Here is a 26999-nt window from a genome sequence, read left to right on the forward strand (position 1 = left end):
CGTTCCCCGCCAATTGATCTTGAACGATGCGGAGTGGTCGGAAGCCTCGTCGGGCAGCATGTCCGGTCTGCCCGACGAGGTGATGAGGACTCACGCGTCGTGGAGAGGCAAGGTCACCGGCTTGCCCCCTTCGGCGGCGGATTTGTAGATGGCGCGGATGACCTCGACGGACTTGCGGCCTTCGCGGCCGTCGACGAAGGGGGGGCGGTTTTCGTCGATGGCGGCGAGGAAGTCGGCGAGCTGGTCGCGGTGGCCGGCGTGGGAGATGGCGCGGGGGTCGGCCCCGCCGCCGGTGGCGCCGGCCCTGGCCATGGCGGCGAGGATGTCGTTGTCGCTGGGGACCTTTTCCTGGAACTCCCAGAGAGTGATGTCGTCCTGCTCGATCCGGGCCGAACCGCGGTCGCCGTGGATCTCGATGCGCTTGGAGAGGCCGGGGTAGGCGCTGGTGGCGGCCTCGATGACGCCGAGGGCGCCGTTTTTGAAGCGGATGGCGGCGACGACGGTGTCCTCGACCTCGATCCGCTCGTGGGCGAGGGTGGCGGCCAGGGCGGTGACGGTCTCGATCTCGCCCATCATCCAGATGAGCAGGTCGATGTTGTGGATCGACTGATTCATGAGCGCCCCGCCGCCGTCGAGGGCCCAGGTGCCGCGCCAGCCGCCGGAGTCGTAGTATTCCTGGGTTCGCCACCACTTGATGTAGGTGTCGCCAAGGGTCAACCGGCCGAAGCGGCCCAGCTCGATCGCTTCCTTCAGGCGTCCGTTGGCGGACGAATAGCGCGAGGGGAAAATCGTGCAGAGGCGGACGCCGCTGGCGTCGCAGGCCTCGATGATCGCGTCGCAACGGGGCAGCGTGATTTCCAGGGGCTTTTCCACGACGACGTGCTTGCCGGCCTTCGCCGCGGCGACGGCGGGGTCCATGTGGGCGCCGCTCGGCGTGCAGACGCTGACGACGGTGACGCCGGGGTGGGCGAGCATGGCGTCGAGGTTGTCGAAGACGGCCACGTCTCCCCCCTCGGCCATGCCGACGATCTTCTCGGCCCGCTCGCGGACCGGGTCGAAGGCGGCCACGACGCGGGCGTTCGGGATCTCGTTGATCGCCTTGGTGTGGAACTCGGCGATCATGCCGCAGCCGACGAATCCTATTCCGTGTTCGGCCATGAGGGGGCGTCCTCTGTTCAGGAAGGAAGTGCGTCTCTGACGTCGTTTCGAAGGGGGTCGAGGCCGGATGCGTCGATATGCCTGTCGCCGGGTTCGCCGGTTCGGTCGGATGCCGTGGTGGACATGGCACGCCTCGCAATCGCGAGATCGGCAATCCGTTAAGAGAGCTTCACCCGGGCAATCTTCCGCTTGCCGACGCGGACGATCAACCCGTCCTCGACGGCGATGGCTTGCTTCGGATCGTTGGCAACGGAGCGGTCGGGGCCAAGGGTCACGCCGCCACCTTCGATGACCCGGCGAGCGTTCGAGGTGCTCGATTCGAGTTTCAGCGCGACGATGAGACGGGGAAGCGGAATCTTCCCCTCGGCATCGAGCTGATCGCGGGGGAGCGTCACTTCAGGGATCTCTTCCGGGTCTTCTCCGGCAGCGCGGCGACGGAAGGCGGTGGCAGCGGCCTCGGCGGCCTCAGGGCCGTAGTACTGGGTGACGATCGCCCTGCCGAGGGCCTCCTTGGCGTCGCGGGGGTTGACCTCGGGAGCGAGGAGGCGATCGACCTCGGTCATCGGCAGGTTGGTCAGGAGGGTGAAGAACTGGCGCATCGGCTCGTCGGGGATGCTCATGACCTTGCCGAACTGCGTCTCGGGGGGCTCGGCCACGCCGATGTAATTGCCGAGGCTCTTGCCCATGCGACGGTGGCCGTCGGTGCCGACGAGGATCGGCAGGGTGATGGCCACCTGCGGGCGCTGGCCGCGAGCCTGTTGGAGGTCTCGGGCGACGAGCAGGCTAAAAAGCTGCTCGGTGCCGCCCAGCTCGACATCGGCCCGGATCTCGACCGAGTCCCACCCCTGCATCAAGGGGTAGAGGCATTCGTGGAGATAGACGGGTTTCTCGGCGGCGATGCGCTTGGAGAAATCGTCTCGGGCAGAGATCTGGCCGAGGGTCATGCGGCGGCAGAGGTCGAGGACGTCAAGAAACGACCACTTCGAGAACCAGTCGCCGTTGCGGTGGACCTCGGCGCGGTCAAGATCGATGATCTTACCGACCTGTTCGAGGTAGTCCTTGGCGTTGGCTTCGACCTGGGCCTCGGTCAGGGTGGCTCGGGTCTCGTCGCGGCCGGAGGGGTCGCCCACGAGCGCGGTATAGTTGCCGATGATGATGACGGCGGTGTGGCCGAGGTCCTGAAATTGCCGGAGCTTGCGCAATGGGACCGTGTGGCCGAGGTGAACGTCGATGCCGGTCGGGTCGATGCCGTACTTGACGCGCAAGGGGGTTCCGGTGCGGACCGAGTGGTCCAGCATCTTCACGAAGTCGGGCTCGGGGGTGATCGCGTCGATCCCCCGGCGGAGGAGTTCGAGTTGCTCGGCGGCAGGAAGCATCGGGGGAAACCGGCCTTGGAGTCAGAATCGTGGCGAATCGGTCCCGGGATCAAGGCTCCCGGGGGAAGCGGGTTGCGATTCTAGGCCATCGCGGGAAATCGGACAAGGTGGCCCGTGACGCGTGGCAGACCTACGATAATGGGTGACGACCTTACTGGACCCCCGCCGGAACCGATTCTGGAGCGATGCCCCTCATGCCGATCGACGCGATGGATCTCGACCTCCCGATGCGCTCGGCCTGGATCTTGCTCGGGATGGCCGGACTGGTGTTCCTGGCCATCATGGTGGCCTGGGCCATTGCGATCGAGCGGATCTGGAGCGGCCGGCCCGTGATTCCGACCCGATCGGGAGACCCGGTTCCCTGGGGAGGTCCCCAGGTGTTCGCGTGCTTTTTCCTTTGGCAGGTTGCCACGCTGGCCGCGGCCAGCGTCCTGCGGGCCCGTCGGGGAGCAGACGCCGAGCCGAACCTGATCGACGCCATGGGCGCGGTCGCGCTGATCAACCTGGCTGTCCTGATCGTCCTTCCGGCGTTACTCTCGCGCTGGAACAAGGCCCGAGCCATCGACTTCGGGCTCGCCCGGAATCGGGTCGGCCGGGATGTGATGCTGGGGGTGCTCACGGCGATCTTCTGTTTGCCGCTGGTCTATTCCGTGCAGTTCATGGCGATTCTCGTCTGGCCGCCGACCGCTCATCCGCTTCAGGAAATGCTGTTCGAAGAACGCTCTCCGTGGGTGATGGTCCTGGCCTTTTTCTCGGCCGTGATCTTCGCTCCGGCGGCGGAGGAGTTGCTGTTCCGCGGGATCTTGCAGGGATGGCTCGAAAAGCGGTTCGGCGTGACACGAACGGCGATCGCCCAGGCCGAGATTACGGACCCGACCATGATCGAGTTGCAGCCGGGACTCGATCCGCGCGTGGCCAATCTGACGGCCCTGGTGGTTCCAGCCGCGATCTTCGCGCTCGTTCATTTTGGGCAATGGCCCGCGCCGTTGCCGCTGTTCGTGCTGGCGATCGGACTGGGCTTGCTGTACCGAAGAACCAAGAGCATCGTCGCTCCGATTGCCGCGCATGCGACCTTCAACGGCCTGAGTACGGTGGCGATGATTGTCGTCGTGTCGATGCTTCCGAAGGTCGACCCGGACGTCGTGCCGATGCCCGGTGAACCAGGGGTGTCGGCTCCGGAAGGAGAGGCGGTTGAGCCGGAGGCCGAGTCGATCCAAACCGGAGAATCGGCTGAGTCGGCCGCTCGCCCCACCCGTCAATCGCATCCAAATGTTGAATCGGTGTGAAGATTCGGGTTTTCACTTGCCCAGTCCCGCATACGGGATTAGGATGCGAGTACCTCGATCACGGGAATTCCGAGCGAAGACTCCATCTCGTTACCGCGGCGGTCAGGACCTCACCAGCTTCGATCGTTTGAGGTCATCCGAACCTCCCGATCCTTGAATCTCGTGAAGTCCGGCGTCGGTTGGGACGATAACTTCGGGGTCCTCCTCCGACCCAATGGTCGCAGGATGGTGGTTCGCGCTCACCCCCCCTACCGGTCGTGCGCAGCGTGGACCCCATGTTTCTGAATCCGAACACCCGGCCCCCGCGGTGGTGGAACACCGCGACCGGTGGCATGGCCGCCAAGGATCGCGCGCCAGAGCTTCCGGGATGCGGGGCGATCTCGGTGCAACGGATTGGATGGATACGGTCAAGGTCGCTGAGTTGGCGTCCTGGCCTCCTAGTTCTGGAGTGATGGGAAACGATGAGCGTGGTGAATTCCAAGAAGAAGACCGCACCGACGCACAACGGGTTCGAATGGGCTGGAGCCATGGCCCGGATCCGACGCGGCGGGGTCTCGGCCCGGAGCGGTCGCCGCTCGCTGCTGCTGGGCGCCTTGACTGCCTCTTACGCCAACACCGGCCGCACCGGAAGGCGATCGGCCGAACCCCGAACCGCAAGTTCCGCTGACCGAAGCTAACCACTTGGCTTGCCTTGCCGATCGTCTCCCGGACGATCCCCGAGAACACATCGACGGCCTCCGATTCGCGTGCTCGCGGGTCGGAGGCCGTTTGCATTGGCTCCCGATCATCACTGAGGGTCTTCGGAGTCCGCAGGGGAGTTGCCTGAGCAGGACGGGGCGGACGGAAGACGCTGGCACCTCGTTCTCCGTCTTCCCATAATCGGGCAATTCGATGGCCGATGGGAACCACGACCAGGGGCGACAAGGCCCCCGGAGAGGGAGCATCCATGACTTCGCCTGCTCGACGCGTCACGATTCTGACACTGGCGGCCTGGCTTGGTTCGGGGCTGGTGGCAGCGGCCCGGGAGGAGGTTCCCGCCGATCTCGTTCTGAAGGGGGGGACGGTCGTCGATGGCACCGGGGCGGATCGAACGGTGGCCGATGTCGCCTTGCGCGATGGGAAGATCGTCGCGGTCGGCCGCTTCGAGGTGGAACCTGACGCCCGGGTGATCGACGTGTCGGGCCTGATCGTCGCGCCGGGGTTCATCGACCTGCATAGCCATTCGGATCGCTCGATCCTGCGCGATGCCACCCGCTCGAATCGCAATTTCCAGGCGCAAGGAGTCACGACGATCGTGACCGGCAATTGCGGGTCGGGACCGATCGACGTGGCAGGCTATCTGGCCGAGGTCGATGCGAAGGGGGCCGGCACCAATGTCATTCACCTGATCCCTCACGGCACGATCCGCCGCGAGGTCATGGGGACCGAGGACCGCAACGCAACCCCCGAGGAGCTGGATCGGATGAAACGGCTCGTCGCCGAAGGAATGCAAGGGGGGGCCTGGGGCATGTCGACGGGCCTGATCTACATTCCCAGCCAGTACGGCGACACCGACGAGCTGATCGCGCTGGCGAAGGTCGTGGCTGAGCACGGCGGGCTGTACGCGAGCCATATCCGGGGCGAAGGCACGGGGTTGTTGACGTCGATCGACGAGGCCATCCAGATCGGCTCGGAATCGGGCGCGGCGGTGCATATCTCACATCTGAAGGCCAGCGGGAAACGGGCCTGGGGGCTGGTGGTTCCGGCCTGCGATCGGATTGCCGAGGCCCGAGCCGCCGGTCAGGCCGTCTCGGCCGATCAGTACCCATACATCGCGTCGAGCACCTCCGTCAGCGCAATGGTCATCCCCGACTGGGCCGTTCGGGACGGCACCGAGGCCTTTGCGAAGATCGCCGATGATCCCGAGCGCGGGCTTGAACTGCGCGAAGGGATTCGGGACGGCCTGGAATCGCGGAACGGGGGAGAGTCGATCCGGATTGCCCGGTACTCGGAGCGTCCCGAGTGGGTGGGCAAGTCGATTGCGGCGATCGCCCAGGCGGAGGGGAAACCGGCCGAGGAAGTCGTCATCGAGATCGAGCGTAACGGCGGGGCCTCGGGCGTGAGCTTCGGCATGACCGAGGAGGACGTCCGCCACATCATGCAGCGAGCGTTCGTCGCCACCGCCTCGGACGGCTCGGCTCACCAGCCGGGCGGCGACGACCAGCCGCACCCTCGGTCGTACGGCACCTTCCCCCGCAAGATTCGCTATGCCCTGGAGGATGGAGTTATCAGCCTCGAACAGGCGATCCGGTCGTCGAGCGGCCTGCCGGCCGAGATCCTCGGTCTGGCCGATCGCGGCGTGATCCGGAAAGGGGCGGTGGCCGATCTGGTGGTCTTCGATCCCGAGAACTTCCGCGACACCGCCAGCTTTGACGCCCCGACCCAGTACGCGCCAGGAGTCGTTCACCTGTTCCTTGCCGGAGAACCGGCCATTTCCGAGGGAGCGTTCATGGACACCCTGCCCGGCCGGGCTCTCCGGCTCAAGGAGGACGGCCCGGCCGACCTGGTTGTCTCGGCCGCTCGCATCTGGACGGGAAACCCGGAATCCCCATGGGCCGAGGCCCTTGCCTCACGGAACGGGGAGATTCTCGCGGTTGGTTCTCGGGAGGAGATCGACGCCTTTCGAGGCCCGAAGACCGTGGTGGTCGAGCGTCCCGACGGCTTCGCGATGCCGGGACTGATCGACGCTCATGTCCATTTGCTCATGCTCGGCTCGTCCCTGGAAGAAGTGGACCTGCGCGATGTGGCCTCGCTCGACGAGGTGAAGCGTCTGATCCGAGAACGGGCCGAGCAGATCCCCGAAGGCGGTTGGGTCTTCGGCCGGAACTGGGATCAGAGCCTCTGGCCCGGCGGCGAATTCCCCGACGCGAGCATTCTCGACGAGGCCAGCCCCGATCGCCCCGTCTGGCTCCGCCGCGTCGATGGACACGCCGGCTGGGCCAGTTCGAAGGCGATGCAACTTGCCGGCGTAACCGCCGCATCGGAACCCCCGAGCGACGGCCAGATTCTCCGAGACGCCGACGGCAACCCCACGGGGATCTTCATCGACGGCGCGATGGGGCTGATCGGTCGGGTCGCCCCGGAGGTTTCGACGGAGGACATCCGCCGTCGGATCCTGCTGGCCCAGGAGGCGACCCTTGCCGCCGGCCTGACCGGCGTGCACGACGCGGGCATTCCTCCCAGCATCGCCAGCATCTACCGACAGCTCGACGAGGAAGGGTTGCTCAAGCTCCGGGTCTACGGGATGGCCAATCCTCCGGACGGTCGAGAGGTGGAATTCGCCTCGACGCCTCCCGAAGCCGCCTCCCCCGACGCCCGATTTCGCTACCAGGCCATCAAGCTGTTCATCGACGGCGCGATGGGCTCGCGAGGGGCCTTGATGTTCGAGCCGTACCACGATGACCCCGAGAACACCGGGCTGTACCTGATCGACCTCGACCGCCACCGCGACACCACCATCGCCGCCCTGCGCAACGGCTGGCAGGTCTGCACCCATGCGATCGGCGACAAGGGGAACGCCCTGGTACTCGACTCGTACGCCGAAGCCCTCGCCGCCGTTCCGGAGGCGACCGACCCTCGCTTGAGGATCGAACACGCTCAGGTGGTGCGTCCGCAGGATGTCACCCGCTTTGCCGAACTGGGAATCATTGCCTCAATGCAACCATCACATGCAAGCACCGACATGCGATGGGCCGACGCTCGGCTCGGTCCTGATCGGGTGTTGGGGGCCTATGCCTGGCGATGGTTCCGGGACGCGAACGTGCGGCTGGCGTTCGGTTCGGATTTTCCGGTCGAGATCGTCAGTCCGTTCTGGGGGCTTTACGCATCACTCGCTCGACGAGATGCGCAGGGGCTTCCGGTCGGGGGGTGGCACAGTGAGCACCTGCTTTCGCTGCACGAGGCGCTACGGGCGTTTACCGGGGGATCGGCCTTCGCGGCGTTCGAAGAGGAGCGGCTTGGGGTGCTTCGCCCCGGGTTCCGTGCCGACCTGACGGTGATCGACCGCGACCCGTTCGCCGGCACTCCGGAAGACGTGCGAGCCTCGGAGGTCACCGAGACGATTGTGGACGGGGAAGTCGTCTTCTCAAGGTCCGAGGTGGACGGATCACGATGAGATTTCGGCCGGTGTCCCGAGAATTCAATCGCATCGTACGGGTTAGCACGAGACAAGATTACGACAGTCGATTCGGTAAGCCTCTTGGACGATCGTTCTCACGTATGTTAAACGAGGAAGGTTCAACAACCCGCCGCGTGGCGGTGGGCTCTGGTGCTTGCGATCCGGTTCGGCAGCAGTCGGGAACTCATGGTGATCCCTCGGCGTCGAAAGAAACAGCGACGAAGGTCCACGAGTCTCTCATGATTGACGACGCGCCGATCGCTCTGCTAGCGTGGGGCCCTTGGCGGCCCTTGACTCGTCTCGTAGGGGCGAGGGACCTCCGCCTCCCCTCTCCAGTTCATTCGACGCAACTCAAAGCCAGTTCGGAGCTTCCGACCGGCCCGGACATCCGGCCCGCAGGAGAATGACCGCATGCCGAAGATCCAGCCCGTCTGGGCCATCGATATCGGCCTGTCCGCGCTGAAGGCCCTGAAGCTGGCGCCGGGCGTTTCCCCCGACCACGTCGTGGCCGAGGCCTTCGATTACATCGAGTATCCGAAGATCCTCAGCCAGCCCGACGCCGACCCCGAAGAACTCGTTCGGGAGGCGTTGACGACGTTCCTCGAACGCAACGAGGTCAAGGGAATTCCGGTTGCCATCGGTGTGCCAGGCCAATCGGGCCTGGTGAAGTTCATCAAGCTGCCCCCGGTGGACAAGAAACGGGTCCCGGACATCGTGAAGTTCGAGGCCCGCCAGCAGATCCCCTTCGCTCTTGAGGAGGTGATCTGGGACTGGCAGGAAATTGCCACCGAAGGGGACGAGGAGTTCTCGCAGACCGAGGTCGGTCTGTTCGCGATGAAGCGCGAACAGATTCAGCGCTCGCTCCTGCCATTTACCGTGGCGGGGATCGAGGTCGAAATCGTTCAGATGAGCCCGATCGCCCTCTACAACTTCATCGCCTACGACCGGCTTCGCCCCCAGTTGGGCGTGGCGGCCGAGGGAGAGGAAGGGGAGGCCGAGGCCCCGGCGCCGGCGATCGAGCCGGGCGGTTCCATCGTCTTGCTCGACATCGGTGCCGACCATACCGACCTGATCATCACCGATGGTCAGCGGATCTGGCAGCGGAACGTGCCAATCGGCGGCAACCACTTCACCCGGGCGTTGACGAAGGAGTTAAAGCTCACCTTCGCCAAGGCCGAGCACCTGAAGCGGAACGCCACGAAGGCCCCCGACCCCCGCGCCGTGTTTACGGCCATGCGGAACGTCTTCAACGACTTCTCCAGCGAGGTTCAGCGCTCGATCGGCTTCTACGGCAGCGTGAACCGCCAGGCGAAGGTGGTGAAGGTCGTCGGCCTGGGCAACGGCTTCAAATTGCCGGGCTTGCAGAAGTTCCTCCAGCAAAATCTGAACATGGAGGTCGAGAAGCTCGAGCACTTCGATCGGGTCGTCGGCGAGGAAGTCCTCACGGCTCCGCAGTTCCAGGAGAATATCGCCTCATTCGCCGTGTCGTACGGGCTCGGTGTGCAAGGGCTTAACCTCGGCGGCTTGAAGACCAACCTGCTGCCGAACGAGATTGCCCAGGCGCGGATGATCCGGGCCAAGAAGCCGTTGACCCTGCTGGCCGCTTCGCTCTTGCTGCTGGGCTTCTCCGCCTTGTTCCTGGGCGACTACCGCGCCCTGGCCAAGGTTGACAACGCCGACTTCAAAGAAGCCGTGGACCGGGCCAAGTCGGTGAAATCCACCGGCGACAGCTTCAAGAGCAAGTACGACGCTGACCTGGGCCAGTTCAACACGCTGAAGACGAAGGGGGAAACGCTCGTCGAAACCAGCCCCGACGGCGCCGACTTCAAGAGCCTCTTCCAGATTCTCAGCGCGGCGACCTACGACCCTCGGGACGATCCCCGGTTCCAGAACGTCGATTTCGAGAATCCTGAGAACCGTCGTCAGCTCGAACTGCAACGGGTGCATATCGACGCCATTCGGCCCGTCTACAAGGACGATCTTGCCCAGTGGTTCGAGAGTTCTCCGGAGTTGAAGAGTCGCGCCAAGAACACCATGCACCCCTACGACCAGGAGAACCCTCCCGAGGGCTCCGGCTGGGTCATTGAATTGATTGGGCACCACTACAATCCCCTGTCACTCCGTGATCAGGAGGGTGGCCCCTATCTGTTCCTCACCGAGCGCGTCCTGCCCCGGTTCTGGGAAATTCCCTTCCGGCGCCTCGGCTTCTCGCATGCCGCCCTGGCATGGCTCCTGACCGACGCCACCTGGACGAGCGAGAAAGCCCTTGCCTCGAACAGTCTTCCGACGAGCGCTCCCACTCTCCGACACTCGACCCCCGCTCCGACGGGAGGGGGAGCTGGTGGTGCCGCAGGCATGATGCCCGGCATGGAAGGCATGATGGGCTCTCAGGGCGGCGGCATGATGCCCGGCATGGAAGGCATGGCGGGGATGGAAGGCATGATGCCCGGCATGGAAGGCATGGGGGGCTACGAGCAGATGATGGGAGCAGGCGGCCGGATGGGCGGCATGCCTGGCGAAATGGGAATGATGGGCATGATGCCCGGCATGATGGGCGGTCGAACCTCTGCCTTTAACGGCATGGGAGGCCAGGAACAGGACATCGAGTACCTGACCCGTACCGACTTCGTGATCTATGTGATCTGGCAACCGCCCACCGAGGAAAAACCGGCTCCCGAGGCCGCGGAACTGGCCAAGGGAATGCGAGAGGCCGAAGCGAAGTATCGGGGCAAGGTCCAGGCACCGAATCTCGAAGAGTTCGAGGCAGAATCGGCGGCCGAGTCCGAGCAGGTCATTCAGGAAACCCTCCAGCAGCTTCCGCCCGGCGATCCGAACGCGGCCCCTCCGGCCGCCGAAGCGCCGACGGACGCCGCCACCCCTTGAGTTCCGTCCCTTCGGTTCGGCGGACGATCCTCGCGTGATCGCCCGCCGGACCCGAGCGGCCGGCGATCAAATCCTCCGGCCTCTGCTCGCCCTGCCTGCCTGTTCCCAACGGACCGATTCTTGATTCCCCGAGCCTACCGGAACCGACCGCCATGGACGCCAAGGATATTCTTCGACTCTTGATCCAGAATCGCTTCTGGATCGTGCTCTTCATCGCCGCCATCCTCCCCGTCGTCGGCTATTTCGTCACGGCCGGCGCGGTCAAGGAACAAGCCGAAACCAAGGCCAACGAGATCAAGTCGGCGCAGCAAGGGGCCCAGTCGTACACGTCGGGAACGATGCCCAACGGCCAGTACGCGGACTACACGCAGAAGAAGATCGCGCTGATCGAGAAGGATGTGAACGAGGCGCACCGTCGTCTTTACGAACGGCAGGCCCCCTTGCTCGACTGGCCCGAGGAAGTCGCTCCGCAACTGACCGAGTGGGGCCGTGACATTCCCGAAGACATCTCCGAGAACGAAACGCAGCGAGTCGCCTACTTCTACAGCCAGGTGTACGACGACTACGCGAAGAACGTCTACGAAGTCGTCGACCCCTGGGATCCGATCGAGGGGGAAGGGATCGTCGAGGTTCCCCCGATGGAGTCGTTGCTTCAGACCGTCTCGTTCGACATCAACAACCTGCCTTCGATCGGCAAGATCTGGCAGTACCAGGAAAATCTCTGGGTTCGCCGCTCGATCCTCGAAGTCATTGCCGAGGTCAACCGCAAGGCCGGCGCGAAGGACTGGGAAACCGCCGCGATCAAACGACTGAACCGCCTCGAAGTGGGTAACCCCGCGGCCGTCGATCACCGGACCAGCGCCCTGGGCTTCGAGCTGAAAGATCCGCCCGAGGTCACGAAGGGAGGGCAGGCGATCGAGCCCGAAACCCCCGCCGCGACCGGCGGCATGCCTGGCATGATGGGTGGCTCTCAGGCCGATTCCATGCGAGGGATGGCCGGCGGCGGCGCGGCCGGCATGATGCCCGGCATGGAAGGGATGGAAGGGATGTCTGGCATGCCCGGCATGATGGGTGGCATGGGCATGGGCGGCATGGGTGTTTCAAAGGGTGGCGGCCCGGTTCGCTTCCTCCAGGAGGAAGGTGTTGAGCTGTTCCGCGACTATCCGGCGTACGTTTCGGTTCTGATCGACCAGAACTCCATCCAGAACTTGCTGGTCGAGTTCGAGAACTCTCCGATGACCATGCGTGTTCTTGAGGCCAACTGGACCCGCCCGAAGACCCGCGTTCAGCCCCCCGTTAAGGGCCAGGGCTTCTCCGGATACGCCGGCATGGGTGGCTTCGGCATGGGCATGGGCGGCGGTCTCTACGGCATGGAAGGCATGATGCCCGGCATGATGGGCGGAATGCCCGGCATGATGGAAGGTATGGAAGGCTATGGCGGACAGATGAGCGGCATGATGCCTGGGATGATGGGCGGCATGCCCGGCGAAATGGGCATGATGCCCGGCATGATGGGCGGCCGAGGAATGGGCGCCCCCGCCAACCAACCTCGTGCTCGCGTCAAACGCGACCTGGCCGGAAAGAATAAGAAGGATAGTGAGGAGGAGGTCGATCCTGAGAAGGTGACCATCTTCGACCCGTATTACAACGTCGTCGAACTTCAAGTCTACGTGCAGGCCCGCTTCTATTACCCTCCCGCTCCGGAGGCTCCCACCGAATCGCTCAGTCCTGGCGAACAAGGGGCCGAGGACCTGACGACGGAGGAACCGGCCGCCGGGCTGACGACCGACGAGTCGGCCGATCAACCGTTGTCCGAAACGGCGGTTCCCCCTGGCGATGCCCTTCCCGCCGAAGGGTCGGAGGATGTGCCGGCGGCGGTCGAGACGCCGGTTCTTGACGCCCCGGCTGATCCGGCAGCCAGCGAAGCACCCGAGCCAGGAACAACCGACGACACCCCGGCGCCTCCGGCCGACGAGTCGGCCATCCCGCCGGCTGATCCTGAGCCTTCACGCTTCTGATCCATCAACCGATTGCTTGCGGATGGGATCGTGGTGCCACTCGGCTTCCGAGTCACGCGGTTCCCCTCTCGACCGATTGCGTCAGAGGGGAGGGCAGGACTTGTCCTCCTCCCCGACGCTCGGAACGGGTATGGGACAACCGAAGCAATCCGACAGCTTCTTTCTCGAACACCTGACTCTTATCAACCGAACCCAGTCCGATCGGAATCCGAAGGAGCATGCCCAATGGCCAACCCGACGGTGGACAAACTCAAGACGCTCGCGCTGCGGTTCGCCGACAAGGTGGCCGTGGCCATCACCGCCGTGCTCTGTTTGGTGTTCGTCTTCCTTGCCGTAAGCAAGGAAACGATCGACACGACTCCTGACCGGGTCAGCGAGATCGCCAATCAGGCGCAGCAAAACATCAATCGCCAGCAAGAAGAATCGGCCATCGTCTCGAAGATCGAAGAAGACGGCATGGTCCTTCAGGACTTCGGCCCGCAGGTCGCGGCTCGGGAGTCGACCAAGGTCGACGTCCGCCAGTTCGCACTAGCCCGAGCCTTCGTCAAGGCAGAGCCGGGCGCGGGCCTGATCCGAGACTCGGTCAACGATGCGCTGCTTGCCCCTTACGAGTTGATTGCCACCGCCGGACGGGGGGGAATGCCCTTCGCGGTTCGCGATGAGGCCGGGAACCTCGTCCCGCCCGATCCCGACGAAAAGAAATCGTCGATGTCCGGCATGGCCGCCATGTACGGCATGGGCGAGAGCATGATGCCCGGTATGGGTAGCGGCGGCATGGGAGGCACAAGCAAGAAGAATGTTCGCCAGGAACAACTGGCCGAGCGCCAGGAAAATGTGAGCACCAAGAAGTCTCAGGCCGCGATTGCCGGTGCCGCCGGTCTGCCGATTCCGGAGGAAGAGGAGGACACATCGGCCTCAACCGCTCCGGTCGACTTCAAGACCGAGGTCCGGGGTCAGCGCTGGGTGGCCGTCGTCGGGTTGCTCAACAACAAGCAGTTCCGCGAGCGCTACGCCACCGCGTTGAAGGTTCCGGTCGAAAGCCCCGAATCCCACCCCGACTACAAGCGGATCGAACTGAGCCGCCAGTCGTTTGACCCGGTGACCAGTGAGTGGTCCTCCTGGACCACGGTTGACCCCAACACCTTGAACGACATGGTCGCCGACGTCGCTTTCGAGGAAGATCCGACGGTTGAACTCACCCCGGACCCCGTGCGACTCGACCCGATCGTCGCCTTCCTCCCCTACCTGTCTGCCGGCTACTGGGCCGGTGTCCATCATGCCCAACTCATCCCACCCGATAAGCTCCGCGAACTGCTCGCCGAAAAGGAGGAGCAGGAGGAGAACCTCCCGATGGGCGGCATGATGGGGATGATGGGGATGATGGGAGGCGGCCGAGGTGGAATGTCCGAAGCAGGTATGATGGAATCGATGATGGGTCCCGGCATGGGAGGTATGATGGGGGGCCGATCCGAAATGGGCATGATGGGCGAAATGGGCATGATGGGTGGCATGGGCATGATGGGCATGGGTATGGGCATGGGTCGCCCTGCCGGTGCCGGTCCAGAGCACATGACCGAGGAAGACATCGTCATGGTGCGGGGCCTTGACTATACGGTCGAGCCTGGAACGACCTATCGATATCGTGTTCGGGTTGTCGTGTCGAACCCCAATTTCAACCGAGAGGATGTGGCTCCCGGGGTCGATACTGCGGCTCGTGAGATCAGCGGTCCCTGGAGTGATCCGACCGACATCGTTCGCGTTCCGGCGGATGTCTCGATCTTCGCCCTCAATCCGGCTCGGGGCGGATATAGCGAGGACACAGTCGTCTTCGACGTGGCCGCCTGGGACGGGAACACCGGCTCTCTCGTCGTTTCAACCTTCCCGACGGCTCCCGGCGAGTTCGTCGGCCGCCCTGCTCAGCGAGAAGTGGCTGTCGAAGGGGAGGACAGACCCCAAAGCAAGGTGATCAATCTGCAAAGCCGCCAGCTCGTGCTCGACACGATGGGTGGGCAAACGCCGGTCCAGAACCTCGGGCTCCCCAGCACGTTTGAGCTGCCGGCGGTCGTGGCCGTGCTTCGGCCCGACGGAACGATCGCCTTGCACAACCAGTCGTCCGATGCCACGGACGAACAGCTCCTGTTCATGAGGGAGTCGTACCGGCTCTCGATCTCGAACGAGCTGAACAAGAAGAACCGCGGCAACGATATCGGCATGATGTACGGCGGCATGATGGGTGGGAGCTTCTGACCCGAGGATCGCTCACTGCATGCTCCTCTTGCTGGTCAAGGAGGCAACGATTGCCTCCTTGACCGCGCGATCGAACGGCTCGCCCTCGTGCCGAATCACCCATCAGGGGAGAAGGCACTGGGGCGAGCCGTTTCTGATTCCAGGAGCGTCCGTCTTGAGACCGTTTCCAGGTCCGAAGACGACTCAAACCTCAACGACCAGGCGTTCCCATCCGGAGGTCGGCGCCAGGTCCGAGCACGTTTCCGGATCGATGGCGGCGGCGGCAATGCGCAGGCTCGCTTCGAGGCGGGGGCCTGGCCTGGCAAAATAGGCGGAGCCATCGGCGATCGTCACCATTCCGTGACGGACGGCGGGCAACGTCTGCCAGCCGTCGAGCCGAGTGAGGGGGGCCACCTCCTGCCGAACCCGATCCAGCTCGAACCCGCAGGGAGCGATGAGAAGCACCTCGGGTTGAGCGGCCATGATGGTTTCCCAGTTCGTCCGGCGCGAGGCTTCGCCGTTCTGGGCCAGCAGCTCCCGACCTCCGGCCAGGGCGACCAACTCCGGGTTCCAGTGGCCCGAGGTAAAGGGGGGATCGGTCCACTCGACCATGATCGTCCCTGGCTGGGGCCGACCGGCCCGACGCTGGGCGATCTCTCGGGCCGTGGACTCGAAGCGGCCGATCAGCGTTTCGGCCTCGACCTCCGCATCGAGGAGACGCCCGACCCGCCGAAAGACCTCGAACACGCCGGCCAGATCGGTTGGATTGACACTCTCGACCCGAGGCCGGCTGGGCAGGATTTCGGCCACCTTGCGAACGGTCGCCTCATTGACCGCGCAGACGTCGCACTGGGTCTGGGTCAGGATCAGGTCGGGCTTGAGCGCTTCAAGCAAATCGCGATCGAGTTCATACAAGCTGCCGCCTTGCTCGGCGACCACCGCATCAATCTCGGCGCTGGTGCCGCCCGGATCGATCTTGCTGCGCGTCAGGTGAGGCAATCGGGCAAGGTGGGAAGGGAAGTCGCACTCGTGCGTCACGCCGACCAGCCATTCCCCGCGGCCAAGGTCGCAGACGAGTTCGGAGAGCGAGGGCAAGAGGCTGGCAATTCGCATGAGCGCTCCTTTCACCGGTCGAGACGGCCGCAATCAACTCAGGCCGGCGGTTGGATGTCGGTCTTCGGCCCAACGGCCACGAGGGTCATGGGCAAGAGGGGGTACTGCTCCAGGACGCGGCGAATCTCCTCCAGGCTGACTGCGGAATAGGAGAGGATTTCCTGCTCGATCGGCTGATAGGTTTGGCGGTAGGTCCAATCGTAGCCGAGCGGCATCAAGCGTCCCATAGGACGCTCCGAGCGAAGGACGAGCCGCGAGAGGATCTTGTTCTTCGCCCGATCCAGCTCCTCCGGGGTCGCCCCTTCGGCGGCGAACGTGCGATAGACCGAAACCATGCGTTCCAGATTTTCCTGGGCCGAGGGGGGATCGCAACTCAGGAGGGAATAGTAGGCTCCGGCTCCCTGGTAATCCTGGAAACTCAGATCGGCGCCGTCGGCATGGCCGGGGTCGATCAGTTCCCAGTAGAGCCGCGATCCGGAGTGATCTCCGAGGATCGTCGCGATCAGGGAGGCGACATACCGATCGGGGCTCTCCAGGGCGGGAGCATCGGCGACGGCGATGACGGTTTCCTGATGGTCGTCCTTGCGGAGCAATCCTTGGGGCTGGCCGACTCCGCGGTGCGGCAGCAGCTCTCGATCGGCGGAGGGTCCGGTCCAGGAACTGCAAAGCGAGCCCGCCAGATCGAGAACATTCGACCACTCGACATTTCCGGCGACGGCCAGCACCACATTCGGTGGGCCGTAGCGCTGGGCGAAGTAGGCTCGCATCTGATCGACCGTCAACGCCCCGATGGTGTCCACCGTTCCCAGCACACTTTTCCCGAGTGGGTGATGGTCGAAGTGAGCCGCCTTGGCGGCCTCGTAGGCGACCATCATCGGGTTGTCATCGTACATCTTGATTTCTTCGATGATGACCTGCTTCTCGGTGTCGAAATCCTCGGCATCGAGCCTGGGTCGCATGATGTCGGCCAGGACGTCGAGCGCCTGGGGAAGGTACTCGGGGAGGCAGGAGACGTGATAGATCGTGTCCTCCTCGGAGGTCTGCGCGTTGTGCCGGGCACCGATCCGGTCGAAGTCGCGATTTACGGCCAGGGCATCGCGGCGGGCGGTCCCCTTGAACACCATGTGTTCCAGGAAGTGCGAAACGCCGGCCAGCTCGGGCGTTTCGTCTCGGCTTCCGGCTCGGACGAAGAACCCGGCCGCCGCGGATCGCGCCCGTTCGTTCTGTTCGAGGATCACTTGCAGGCCGTTGGGAAGCGTCTCGTGGTAAAACGTCACGGTCAACTCCGAGAGATTGACAGGAAGCCACCGATCCGGGACCACTGCCGACTCAATTGTCCAGGGGCCAGGAACCTTTCCCGGCCGATCGGGAATCTCGCGAGCCGGCTCGGCTCGCACTGTGATGGGTCAAACGTCGTTGCGCTGAGTCTCGAACACGGTCGGATCAGGGCAGGGTCAGCGGATCGGGGCCGAGGGTGAGGACGGTCATGGCGTCCAGTTCCATCCCGGCGGCGAAGGCACTCACATCGGCCGGGGTCAAGGCATCCAGCGCGGCGGAGACTTCATCGAGCGGGCGGACCCGTCCCAGGTGGAACCAGTCGGCCGCAAGGGAAGCCGACCGGCTCATGCTCGATTCCTGCTGCATGATCAAGGCGCTCTTCAAGCCCGCCCGCATCATGTCCAGCTCCTCGGCCTCGACCCCCTCGGCCGCCAGGCGTCGCAGCTCGTCGAGGGTGACGTCGAGCGTCTGCTGGGCGCGTTCGGGAGCGGTTCCGGCATAGCAGATCACCGCGGCGCGGTCCTTGTGGGCCTCGTACGAGGCGAAGACCGAGTAGCAGAGTCCGCGTTTCTCGCGAACCTCGGTGAACAGACGGGCCGAGGTGTAGCCGCCAAGGATCGCCGCAGTCGCTCGGGCCCGATAGTAGTCGGGGTGGGCTACCGCGACGGTCGGGAAGGCGAGGGCAATCTGGGTTTGCTGCGTTTCCTGGGAAATGTGATCGCGATGGGGACCGGCCGGGCGTTCCTGAATCGCGATCTCGGCCCCTGGTTCCCAGTCGGCAAAGAGGCGGGCGACCTCGTCACGAAGCCTGTCCCAGTCAAATGCCCCCGCCACGCCGAGGATGGCGCGGTCGGGCCGGTAGGTCCGCTGATAGTGAGCGCGCAGGTCCTCGGGAGTGGCGGCCGTGATCCCCTCGACGGTGCCGATGGCCGAGCGGCCCCAGGGGTCGGCAAAGTGTCTCCGACGCAGCTCGGTGATGGTTTTCGAGCCCGGATCGTCTTCCAGGCTGCGGAGCGACTGGTAGCAGAGGGCTCGGATCGATTCGACCTCCTCGTCTTCGAATCGAGGTCGTCGGAGGACATCGGCGAAGATTTCGAGCGCGGGCAGGAGGTTTCGACCGAGGGCCGCGGCGGAGACGCTGGCGTGCAGGGTTTGGGCACCAACGGCGTGAGACACCCCCAGTTCGTCGAGCGCCCCGAGCAGTTCCCGGCTATCGCGCTCGCCGGCCCCCCGGGTGACCCACTCGCCGAGCATCGCCGCCACGCCGGGCCTGTCGGCCGGCTCGAAGGCCGCCCCCGCCGGAATCAACATGCTGAACGCCGCCGACTGAACATGCGGCATCGGCTCGGCGAGCAGGATGAGTCCGTTGGGAAACTGGTGCTGACGCAACTCGGGGGTCATCGCGATTCCTCGGGCAGGAGGCAAGGGAAGCAAGAGGCGGGAGGCAACAGGGGAAGGCCGACCATCAACGGGCGGCAGGACACACGATTCCCCTTCACGCTCGGAGAGGCTGGGGCGAGGGCAGACCACGGTGAATCGAGGATCGGGCGTACGCCTGGCGAGGCGCCACGGACCAGGACCTAGGGGATCAGCCATCGACGGCCTTGTACAGCGTTTTCACGCGGCGAAAGCCAAGCGATCGATACAGCCGAACGGCGTGAGCGTTCTCGGCCGTCACTTCGAGAAACGCGCGAGGGACGCCTTGCTCTCGAAAGCCCATCAAGGCCCGGCAGACGAGCCGGCCACCAAGCCCTCGGCCTCTCCAGGCGGGCAAGACGCCGACGTTCTGGATCGCGCCGAAGCCTTCTCGGTCAATCACTCCCTGAATGGTGGCCACGTAGCCGGCCGGCGCGGCAATGAGCCAGGTCGCTGCGGGCAGAAACCCCGGCTTGCGTCGAATCTCCCTCATCAGGCGACGGCATCCGGGAAGGTTGCTCAGGCAGGGAAAGACATGAGCGTCGATCTCGTCCCGAAAGCAAAGATACTTGACCTGAGCGTGAGCTTCCAGCAGCGACTCATCCCAGGGTTTCCATTCGTAAGGAGCCGGCAACGAGGGCGGGTTGATCCCTGCCAGATCGATCTCCATGCGATACCGTTTGTAGTAAGTAATCACTCGGCATCGCCCTCGACTTCAATCGCACGCATGCTCGCAAACCGCACGACGTACTGTGAGCCAAGGTGATGCTCGATGCTCTGGTGTTTCGGGCAGGTGATGGCCATTGCGAGGGCCGATCCGACATCGGAGACCAACGAGCGCTTGCGAGGTATTCTAGTCCCGATGCCGGAAACGGGTCAACGCGAGGCCCTCACGCGATCAGGAGAACCGATCGTCCGCCTCGACGACCACCCTCTTGCGACGGGATCGCCAACCGATTGAGGAGCCAAGTTGTGATGCAGCCGATGAGGAGACCGCTCCCCGCATTGCTCGTCCTGATGATCTTCTGCGTCTGCGGAGCCCGCCAGGGAGGCCCGCAGGAACCAGCCTCGCTGACACAGTGGCTCGGCCCGGCCTCACTCGTCTCGAACGCGGGTCCAGGGGAGACGCTCTACCTGCTTCGGGCGTCGGTTCGATGGTCCGACTCGGCCCCGAACCAACGGTCCCGGTATGCGGTCGAGCTCCGGAGACCCGATGGGCAGGTCGAACGGCGGCCGTTGCGACCTTCCGAGGGGCCGGGCTCGTCGGTCATCACGGTCCAGATTCCCGCCCGGGCGGTCCGGAATCGGTTGCCGAACGAGGTCCGCATCGAGGCAAGGCTCGTCGACGCGGCAAGCGGAACCCCATTTGGCCGTTCACTTTCCGGCACGATCGACCAGTTTCCCACGACCACATCTCCTGAGAGTCGCAGGCCGGTTGGTCCGTTCAGCCGGGGCCGAGCGCTCGATCCCGGAGACCAGGGCGGGCAGCTTTTGCCCAGGCCGGGACCGGACGGCTGGAGGTTTCTCCGAATCGCCTCAAGCGCGGAATCCCCCGGCCTGTTTCTCGCCACGACCGAGGCCACCAACCGCCAGATCTCCGAGCGTTTGCCCGATCACGACCCGAACGCAGGCCGATCCGACGAGTTCATCCTCGACGCTCCCGACCAACCGGCGGTGAACCTCACGCCTCGTCGAGCCGAGGCGTACCTCAAGGCCCTGAGCGCGGCCGATTCCTCCGGCGTCTCCTACCGCTTGCCCACGCTCGACGAATGGCACCACGCCGCCCGAGCCGGCCGATCAACGAGATTCTGGTGGGGAGACAGCCCCGAGTTTCCCGAGGGTGCCAACTTCTTCGGACCCGAGCCCGGCGAGGCGAGCGATACGACCGTTGCCGCCTCCGCTCCGGGATACGAAACGAACCCGTGGGGCCTGTCGCACGGCTTCGGGAATGTCGAGGAGTGGGTCAAACCGATTCGCGACGGCTCGGCCTTCGCCCGAGTGGGAGGCCATTTTCGATCCGAACCTGACGAGGCGTTCGAACCGTGGGTGACTAACGATCCCGATGCCCTGGGGCCTGACCCCTTCGTGGGGCTTCGTCCGGCCTTCGACCTCGACGCGGAACGCGGCGCGGCCTTGATTCGAGCCGCTCTGGCGGATGATCCCACGCTGAACGACGTGGTGGTCTCCTTCGATCCCGACCGATCGCAAGCGACCCTCTCGGGATTGGTACCCGAGCCGGACGACCGCCGCCGAGCCGTCGAGTTGCTGGATCGGTTCTGGTGGCTGGCCGCCGTCGAGGACGCAATGGTCACCCCTTCGATTCCCGAAGGACAGCTTGCCCGGCTCGGGGCACCGTCGGGACCTCCCCGGAGGACCTCAGTGCTGGGACGAGCGTTCCTGGAGGTACCGGTGGCGGTTCGGTGGGATGGACCCCAGCCGGTCGTCGGTTCCGACTGGTGGGTGAACGTCTTCGGCCGTGGTGGATCGCATTTTGCCCACCAGCTTGACCGGAACGCCCCCGGCCGATCCCCCGTTCGCGTCTCGGTTCCCGTGGCACTCCTCGATGCCGACCGATCGGTGCGAATCGCGCTGAGCCTGGGCCGTCCCGAGTCCTCTCCCGACGGTCGAGGGATCGTCAGTGATCTTGCAACGCTGACGGTCCGCCCCTGACACCAGGGCCTTACGATAAGTGCGAGAACAGCCTTCCGGCCTGGTTCTCTCAAGGCTGTCCGACAGAAAAAACGGCGAGGGAACGCGGGAGTTGCAACCCTAAAAGCTGATTCTACAGACGCTGATTCTCGCAAAACAGGATTTCATCATGATAGAAATGGTTCAACCAGTAGCGAAGTGGTGTGCGGCCATTGTTGAGATGATCGGAATAGCAATCATCACCGGAATGACCATCCAGGTGGTCATCCGAGGGATGGTCTGCTTTTTGAAGAAACATCCGTATGAGAGTGTGATCACGGAGGTGCGTCAGCAACTCGGCAAGGGAATTCTCCTGGGGCTCGAGTTCCTCATCGCCGCAGACATCATCCACACAGTCGCGGTTGATTTGACGTTCGAGTCGATCACCGTGCTGGCGGTGGTCGTGCTGATTCGAACCTTCCTGAGCTTCACGTTGGAAGCGGAGCTGCACGGGCGATGGCCCTGGCAGCAACCTCGTGAGGCTCGCTAGACGGTCGCGGTTCTCCCCGGGGTCTTCGAACCTCGCAGGGTCGAGGCGGAGGAGTCGTCTGGAGGACGGCGACCGAAGACATCATGCTTGCACGCCTGGGCCGTCGCGCCAAGGCGTTGACCTGGACGGTCCGGGGGTTTCGCTCCTGGCGGAACGGGCATGGCAGGGGTGGCGTCCCCGGGTTGCGGCCTGGTCGTTCCGGGAGCGAGGGTCGGAGCGTGGTTGCAGGGCCGCTCGGTGATCGGAAGTGAGGAACAGCGAGTGATCGGCTTTTTGATGTCATTCGACGCGATCAACCCCCGAATTTTGAGCCAGATTGAGCCCACTGAAGGGGTCATCGGGGGGAGGTGAGCCGAGGTTCGTGAGGATGAGGGGCAACCATTTTTGAAGCCGGCCCACCATTTTTCCGGAATGAACTGAAGATTCCGGGCGATTGTCACGATCCCTACAGTCAGAACACCGCCGAATCCTGCGTGCCCGGTTCGCATTCTTCGCGTTGATGCGGGGTACGCAGTCAGAGGTAACGTCGCCGAGGGGCATGGGCCTCGCGGAGCCGGAGCCGGTGTCGGTGGGTGATCGGTCCGGGGAGGAGGTCGAGGTTGAGGCGAGGGCGAGGCTTGGCGAGATGCGGCACGGTTGCCGCGCCGTCGGGGTTGACCAAGCGGGTGCTTTTCGGTAGCACACCGGCTCGTCAGTCCCTGTCTCGGCCATCGCCGGTCGTACCACACCTCGGCAAGACCCATCGCAGCCGGATCGGAGCAGGGTGCAGCCGCCGGGTCCTTCCCGGTCGGGCCGTCCTTAACAGCGAGGCGGTTCGGTCATGGGACTTCGGCGGTCTTCAAAGCCCCGCGTCGGAGGCCACGCTAAGGACCGCCGCCAGGGAAGTCGGCGGTCGTCTCCGCCCGCGGCGAAAGGAGGTCGCGTTGGGAAGGCTCAGAACTCTCACGATCCTGATGATGAGCATCGGGGCCTGGTCGGCCGCCACGGAAGGGGCCTATCAGGGGGGCGCGCCATCGTCCGCCCCGGTCAATCGTCCACCGTCTCCGGTGCCGCCGGTCCAGTACCTGCGGGCCGGTGCGAACCTGTTCAATCAGGGTGACTACGATCTCGCGGCCCAGTACTTGAAGGCCGCTCACGATTATCGCGACGGGCTCTCGGAGTCCGAACGCAGTCGGCTCGACGAGTACCTTGAGGCCATGGACTCGCTCGTGACCAAGCCGGCCCCGGCTCCGGGACCGGTGGCGACGCCGGCTCCGGCACCGACTCCTGGCGTGAGCCAGGCGGCCGAGCCGGGTTCCGAGCCGATCGGGCGCGACTACGCGACCGATTCCAAGTCGACGGCCCGCTGGCTGCTCGTGTCGGCCCGCGAGGACCTCGCCAAGGGCGACTACGACGCCGCCCAGGCGAAGCTCGACAAGGCGAGGAACATGGACGTCAAGTGGGGTCTGTTCGACGACCTCAGCCCGAACAAGCTTCAGAAGGAGCTGGACAAAGCCCGCCCGGCCGACGGTGCCGCCACCGTTGCCGATGCGAATCGTCCGGTCGACGACCCCAAGGCAGCCAAGGCCGCGGCGAAGCTCAAGCTTGAGGAAGCCCGAGAGGCCCTCAGCCGGGGCGACTACGACCGAGCCCAGGCGATTGCCATGGAGGTCGAGACCTGGGACCTGAGCTTCGGCATCTTCGAAGACAGCCCGGAGAAGGTCACTTCTGCCGCCCGAGCCCTGCGATCTCGTCAGGACTCAGGCGATCAGAATGATCAATCGACCTACGATCTGCTCGTCTCCGAGGCTCGGGCCCTGCTGCAGCAAGGGGAATACGACCAGGCCGCCAAGAAGGCCCGGAATGCCCTGCAGCTGAACGTCGTTCCGACGCTCGACGCAGACCGCGCCGAAGCGGTCCTTCACGACATCGAACTGGTCCGCGGCGGGGCCGCTCCGGCTGCGATGGACCCGAACGTTCGGATGGTTCAGAACGTCGAAGGCGAGGATGCGATCGGATTCGATCCCTTCGCCGAGGCCGCTCCGGCTCCGATCGACGCGCTGCCGACCTTCGACGAGCCGGCCGGTGCGGCGGTGGTTGTGGGAGACGCTCCGGCTCCGGCGGTTGACGCCGCCTCGGCCGCGATGGACCGGGCGAACGCCCTGATGGCCGGTGGCAACTTCGCCGCCGCTCGCGAGGCCGTGGACCAGGCGGTTGCGGCCGGTGCCGGTGCCGAGGCCGAAGACCTGCGAGCCCAGATCGATCTGGCCCAGCAGGCCGCGGCCTTGCAACTCTACGATGCCGCCCTGGCCGCCGTCCGCAGCCAGGAGTTCGATCGGGCCCGAGCGATGCTCAACGAGATCGCCTCGATGCCTTCGGCCCTCGACAACTCGATCAGCCAGCGGGTCGAAGACCTGCTGATGAAGCTCCCTCAGGATGGCACGGGCCGGGTCGACAACCTCGACGCCCAGCTCGACGCCGAGACGATCAATGCCCAGCGGCTCAACGCCGAGGTGGGGACCAAGGTCGCCGAATCGCGCCGCCTGATGGAGGTCGAGCCGGACAAGGCTATCGCCTTGCTCGAAGAGACCAAGGCCTCGGTCATGGCCGCGGACCTGTCCACTCCGGTCGCTCGCACGATGATCCGCCGGCTTGAGGTCGCCATCGAACTGGCCAAGAAGGACAAGCTCGCCTTCGACGCCAAGATGAACGACAAGGAAGCTTACGCGGAAGCCCAGCGGACGAAGCTCCGCATCCTCGAGGCCGACTCTGCCAAGCAGCGTCAGGTCACGGAGATGATGGACAAGGCCATGGCCGCCCAGAACGATGGCGACTACGCCGCCGCCGAAGCCTGGGCCGAACGGGTCATTGCCCTCGACCCGAACAACGTCTCGGCGACTGCGATGGCCACGGTCATGCGGGTCCGCCGCCACTACGAAGAAGACCAGCGCATTCGGGCCGCCAAGGAAGAAGGCGTGCTGAACGCTCTGCACGATGTGGACCGGGCGTCGGTCATCGACGGCGACTTGCTGCGGGACGGCATCACCTACCCGCGCAACTTCCTCGAAATGACCAAGAACCGCGATCGGTTCGCCGACCCGATGCCGTACAAGGAGCCGGAGACGCTTGAGGTCGAGAAAAAGCTCAATGAGCCGATCTCGATCAACATGCCCAACGGCACCATCGGCGAGGCGGTGGGCTTCCTGCGGAACTACACCGGCCTGAACATCGTGGTCGACAACGTGGCCCTGCAAGACGAGGCCCTGACCGAGTCGACCCAGATCAACAACCTGGTTCTGACCAACACGAAGATCAAGACCGTCCTGCGACTGATGCTTGAGCCGCACGGCCTGAGCTACAAGGTCGAGGATGGCGTGCTGGTCATCACCACGCCTCAGTCCAAGAGCCGCTCGTTCGCTCGGGTCTATCAGGTGGCCGACCTCGTGGTTGCCCCGCCTCGGAACCCGAAGCCGCCGATGCAGACGATTAACCAGGGTGACCCGACCGCCCAGCTCAACGTCAACCAGGCGAACTTCTCTCCCGAGACGCAGGGGGAATCGGGCAACTGGACGGTGGAGAAGAAGGAAGACCGCGACGTCGACTTCACCCCCTTGATCCAGCTGATTACCACCTCGATCGCCCCGGGCACCTGGGAGATCAAGGACCCGAACACGGGCAGCTCGGTCCGGACCGGCTACGGCCTGGGTGGTGCCGGCTTCGGTGCCGACGACGGCCTGGGCTTCGGTGAGGAAGAGCCCCCGATCGGCTCGATCACGCCGTTCTTCCTGAACCTGAGCCTCATCATCCGCCACACGTCGGACGTGCACGATCAGGTCATCGACCTGCTCCGACAGCTCCGGCGGCTCCAGGACCTTCAGGTTTCGGTCGAGGTGCGGTTCATCACCGTCAACGACAGCTTCGCCGAGTTCATCGGTGTCGACTTCGACTTCTCGATCCAGTCTGACCTGTTCGGACCCAAGAGCAGCTTTGTCGTCCCGAACCCGGCCGCCGAGCCGATCGTTCCTGGCCCCGGCACGGGCACCGATGGTGACGCCATCGCTCCCTGGCTGGTCAACCCGCAGCGAGACCACTCGCTGGGCAACCGTCAGCCCCTGACCCTCGGCGTGGGCAACGCTCAGCCGGGTATCGGGTCGCAGCGGTTCACCGGAGACCTGCAAATCCCGGTCTTGCAGGATAGCTACTCGCCGGCGAGCCTGATTTCGAACCTCGGCAACCTGAACGCAGGGACGAATTTCGGTATCGCCTTCCTCAGCGACCTGGAAGTCTACCTGTTCCTCACGGCGGTCCAGCAGAACACGCGGGCCAACGTGGTGCAGGCTCCGAAGGTCACCACCTTCAACGGTGCGTCGGCGACCATCGGTGACCAGACACAGCGGTTCCTCGTCACCGGCCTGACGCCGGTGGTCAACGCGGGTGCCGTCGCCTTCCAGCCGCAGATTTCGCCGATCCAGGACGGTGTGACCCTGCAGGTGACCCCGGTCGTCACGGCGGACCGTCGCTACGTCCGACTGACCCTCTCGCCGTTCTTCCAGGTGCTCTCCGACGTGCAAACCTTCACCTTCGGTGCGGGTGCGGTCGGCGGCGGTGGCCTGGGCGGCGGTGCGGCTGACCTGCAATCGACCCTCCAGCTGCCGATCGTCTCCAACACCTTCGTCATGACGACGGTGACGGTTCCCGACGGTGGCACGGTGCTCCTCGGCGGCATCAAGCGGCTGACCGAGCAGCGGCTGGAGTTCGGCACGCCGGTCCTCTCGAAGATTCCGACCATCAACCGCCTGTTCCGCAACATCGGCATCGGCCGAACCACGGACAGCCTCATGCTGATGGTCACGCCTCGGATCATCATCCTCGAGGAGGAAGAGGAACGGCTGGGCATCCCGGCTGTCCCGATTCCGGGCCTCTGATCGAACG

At 64.7% G+C, this 26999-nt stretch carries 15 protein-coding genes; 9 read left to right on the forward strand and 6 right to left on the reverse strand.

Annotation, left to right across the window (positions count from 1 at the left end; genetic code table 11):
* Window positions 1-90 precede the first annotated feature (90 nt).
* Entirely contained in the window at window positions 91-1158 is a 1068-nt protein-coding gene (locus tag GA615_RS12715; RefSeq protein WP_152051679.1) for a Gfo/Idh/MocA family protein, read from the reverse strand.
* Window positions 1159-1316: 158 nt separating this feature from the next.
* The gene (gene tyrS / locus GA615_RS12720) at window positions 1317-2534 is read right to left on the reverse strand and encodes a tyrosine--tRNA ligase (protein WP_152051680.1); all 1218 of its coding nucleotides are present in this window, start codon (window positions 2532-2534) and stop codon (window positions 1317-1319) included.
* A gap of 194 nt (window positions 2535-2728) precedes the next feature.
* Between tyrS and GA615_RS12725 the strand changes: the two genes are divergently transcribed.
* From GA615_RS12725 to GA615_RS12750, 6 genes are all read left to right on the forward strand, one after another.
* On the forward strand, window positions 2729-3820 hold the full coding sequence (locus GA615_RS12725) for a CPBP family intramembrane glutamic endopeptidase (protein ID WP_161602309.1): 1092 nt from the start codon (window positions 2729-2731) through the stop codon (window positions 3818-3820).
* 461 nt (window positions 3821-4281) lie between these two features.
* Window positions 4282-4497: a hypothetical protein gene (locus GA615_RS12730; protein WP_152051682.1), complete on the forward strand. Its 216-nt coding sequence runs from the start codon at window positions 4282-4284 to the stop codon at window positions 4495-4497.
* A 269-nt stretch (window positions 4498-4766) separates the two neighbouring features.
* Entirely contained in the window at window positions 4767-7973 is a 3207-nt protein-coding gene (locus GA615_RS12735) for an amidohydrolase family protein (protein WP_152051683.1), read from the forward strand.
* 414 nt (window positions 7974-8387) lie between these two features.
* On the forward strand, window positions 8388-10859 hold the full coding sequence (pilM, locus tag GA615_RS12740; RefSeq protein ID WP_152051684.1) for a type IV pilus assembly protein PilM: 2472 nt from the start codon (window positions 8388-8390) through the stop codon (window positions 10857-10859).
* Window positions 10860-11011: 152 nt separating this feature from the next.
* Entirely contained in the window at window positions 11012-12877 is a 1866-nt protein-coding gene (locus tag GA615_RS12745; RefSeq protein ID WP_152051685.1) for a hypothetical protein, read from the forward strand.
* Window positions 12878-13102: 225 nt separating this feature from the next.
* On the forward strand, window positions 13103-15124 hold the full coding sequence (locus GA615_RS12750) for a hypothetical protein (protein ID WP_152051686.1): 2022 nt from the start codon (window positions 13103-13105) through the stop codon (window positions 15122-15124).
* 183 nt (window positions 15125-15307) lie between these two features.
* Here the strand turns inward: GA615_RS12750 and GA615_RS12755 are convergent, their stop codons facing one another.
* The 4 genes from GA615_RS12755 to GA615_RS12770 form a co-directional block, all read right to left on the reverse strand.
* On the reverse strand, window positions 15308-16216 hold the full coding sequence (locus GA615_RS12755) for a cobalamin-binding protein (RefSeq protein WP_152051687.1): 909 nt from the start codon (window positions 16214-16216) through the stop codon (window positions 15308-15310).
* Window positions 16217-16254: 38 nt separating this feature from the next.
* Entirely contained in the window at window positions 16255-17493 is a 1239-nt protein-coding gene (locus GA615_RS12760; protein WP_152051688.1) for a M16 family metallopeptidase, read from the reverse strand.
* A gap of 166 nt (window positions 17494-17659) precedes the next feature.
* Window positions 17660-18895 carry a M16 family metallopeptidase gene (locus tag GA615_RS12765; protein ID WP_152051689.1) on the reverse strand — a complete coding sequence of 412 codons (1236 nt, stop codon included), beginning with the start codon at window positions 18893-18895 and terminating at the stop codon, window positions 17660-17662.
* 187 nt (window positions 18896-19082) lie between these two features.
* Window positions 19083-19607, reverse strand: a complete 525-nt coding sequence (locus tag GA615_RS12770; RefSeq protein ID WP_235905386.1) for a GNAT family N-acetyltransferase — start codon at window positions 19605-19607, stop codon at window positions 19083-19085.
* A gap of 287 nt (window positions 19608-19894) precedes the next feature.
* On the opposite strand from GA615_RS12770, the gene GA615_RS27840 reads away from it, so the two are divergent.
* The 3 genes from GA615_RS27840 to GA615_RS12785 all read left to right on the forward strand — a co-directional run bounded on the left by GA615_RS27840 (window position 19895) and on the right by GA615_RS12785 (window position 26992).
* Complete coding sequence (locus tag GA615_RS27840) at window positions 19895-21580, forward strand: SUMF1/EgtB/PvdO family nonheme iron enzyme (RefSeq protein WP_201750178.1); 1686 nt, start codon at window positions 19895-19897, stop codon at window positions 21578-21580.
* 253 nt (window positions 21581-21833) lie between these two features.
* A complete protein-coding gene (locus GA615_RS12780; RefSeq protein ID WP_390622228.1) occupies window positions 21834-22088 on the forward strand; it encodes a DUF1622 domain-containing protein in 255 nt (84 codons plus the stop codon).
* 953 nt (window positions 22089-23041) lie between these two features.
* Window positions 23042-26992, forward strand: a complete 3951-nt coding sequence (locus GA615_RS12785; protein WP_235905387.1) for a type II and III secretion system protein — start codon at window positions 23042-23044, stop codon at window positions 26990-26992.
* Window positions 26993-26999: the final 7 nt, after the last annotated feature.

It is taken from the genome of Tautonia marina (assembly GCF_009177065.1).
Taxonomy (GTDB): Bacteria; Planctomycetota; Planctomycetia; order Isosphaerales; family Isosphaeraceae; genus Tautonia; species Tautonia marina.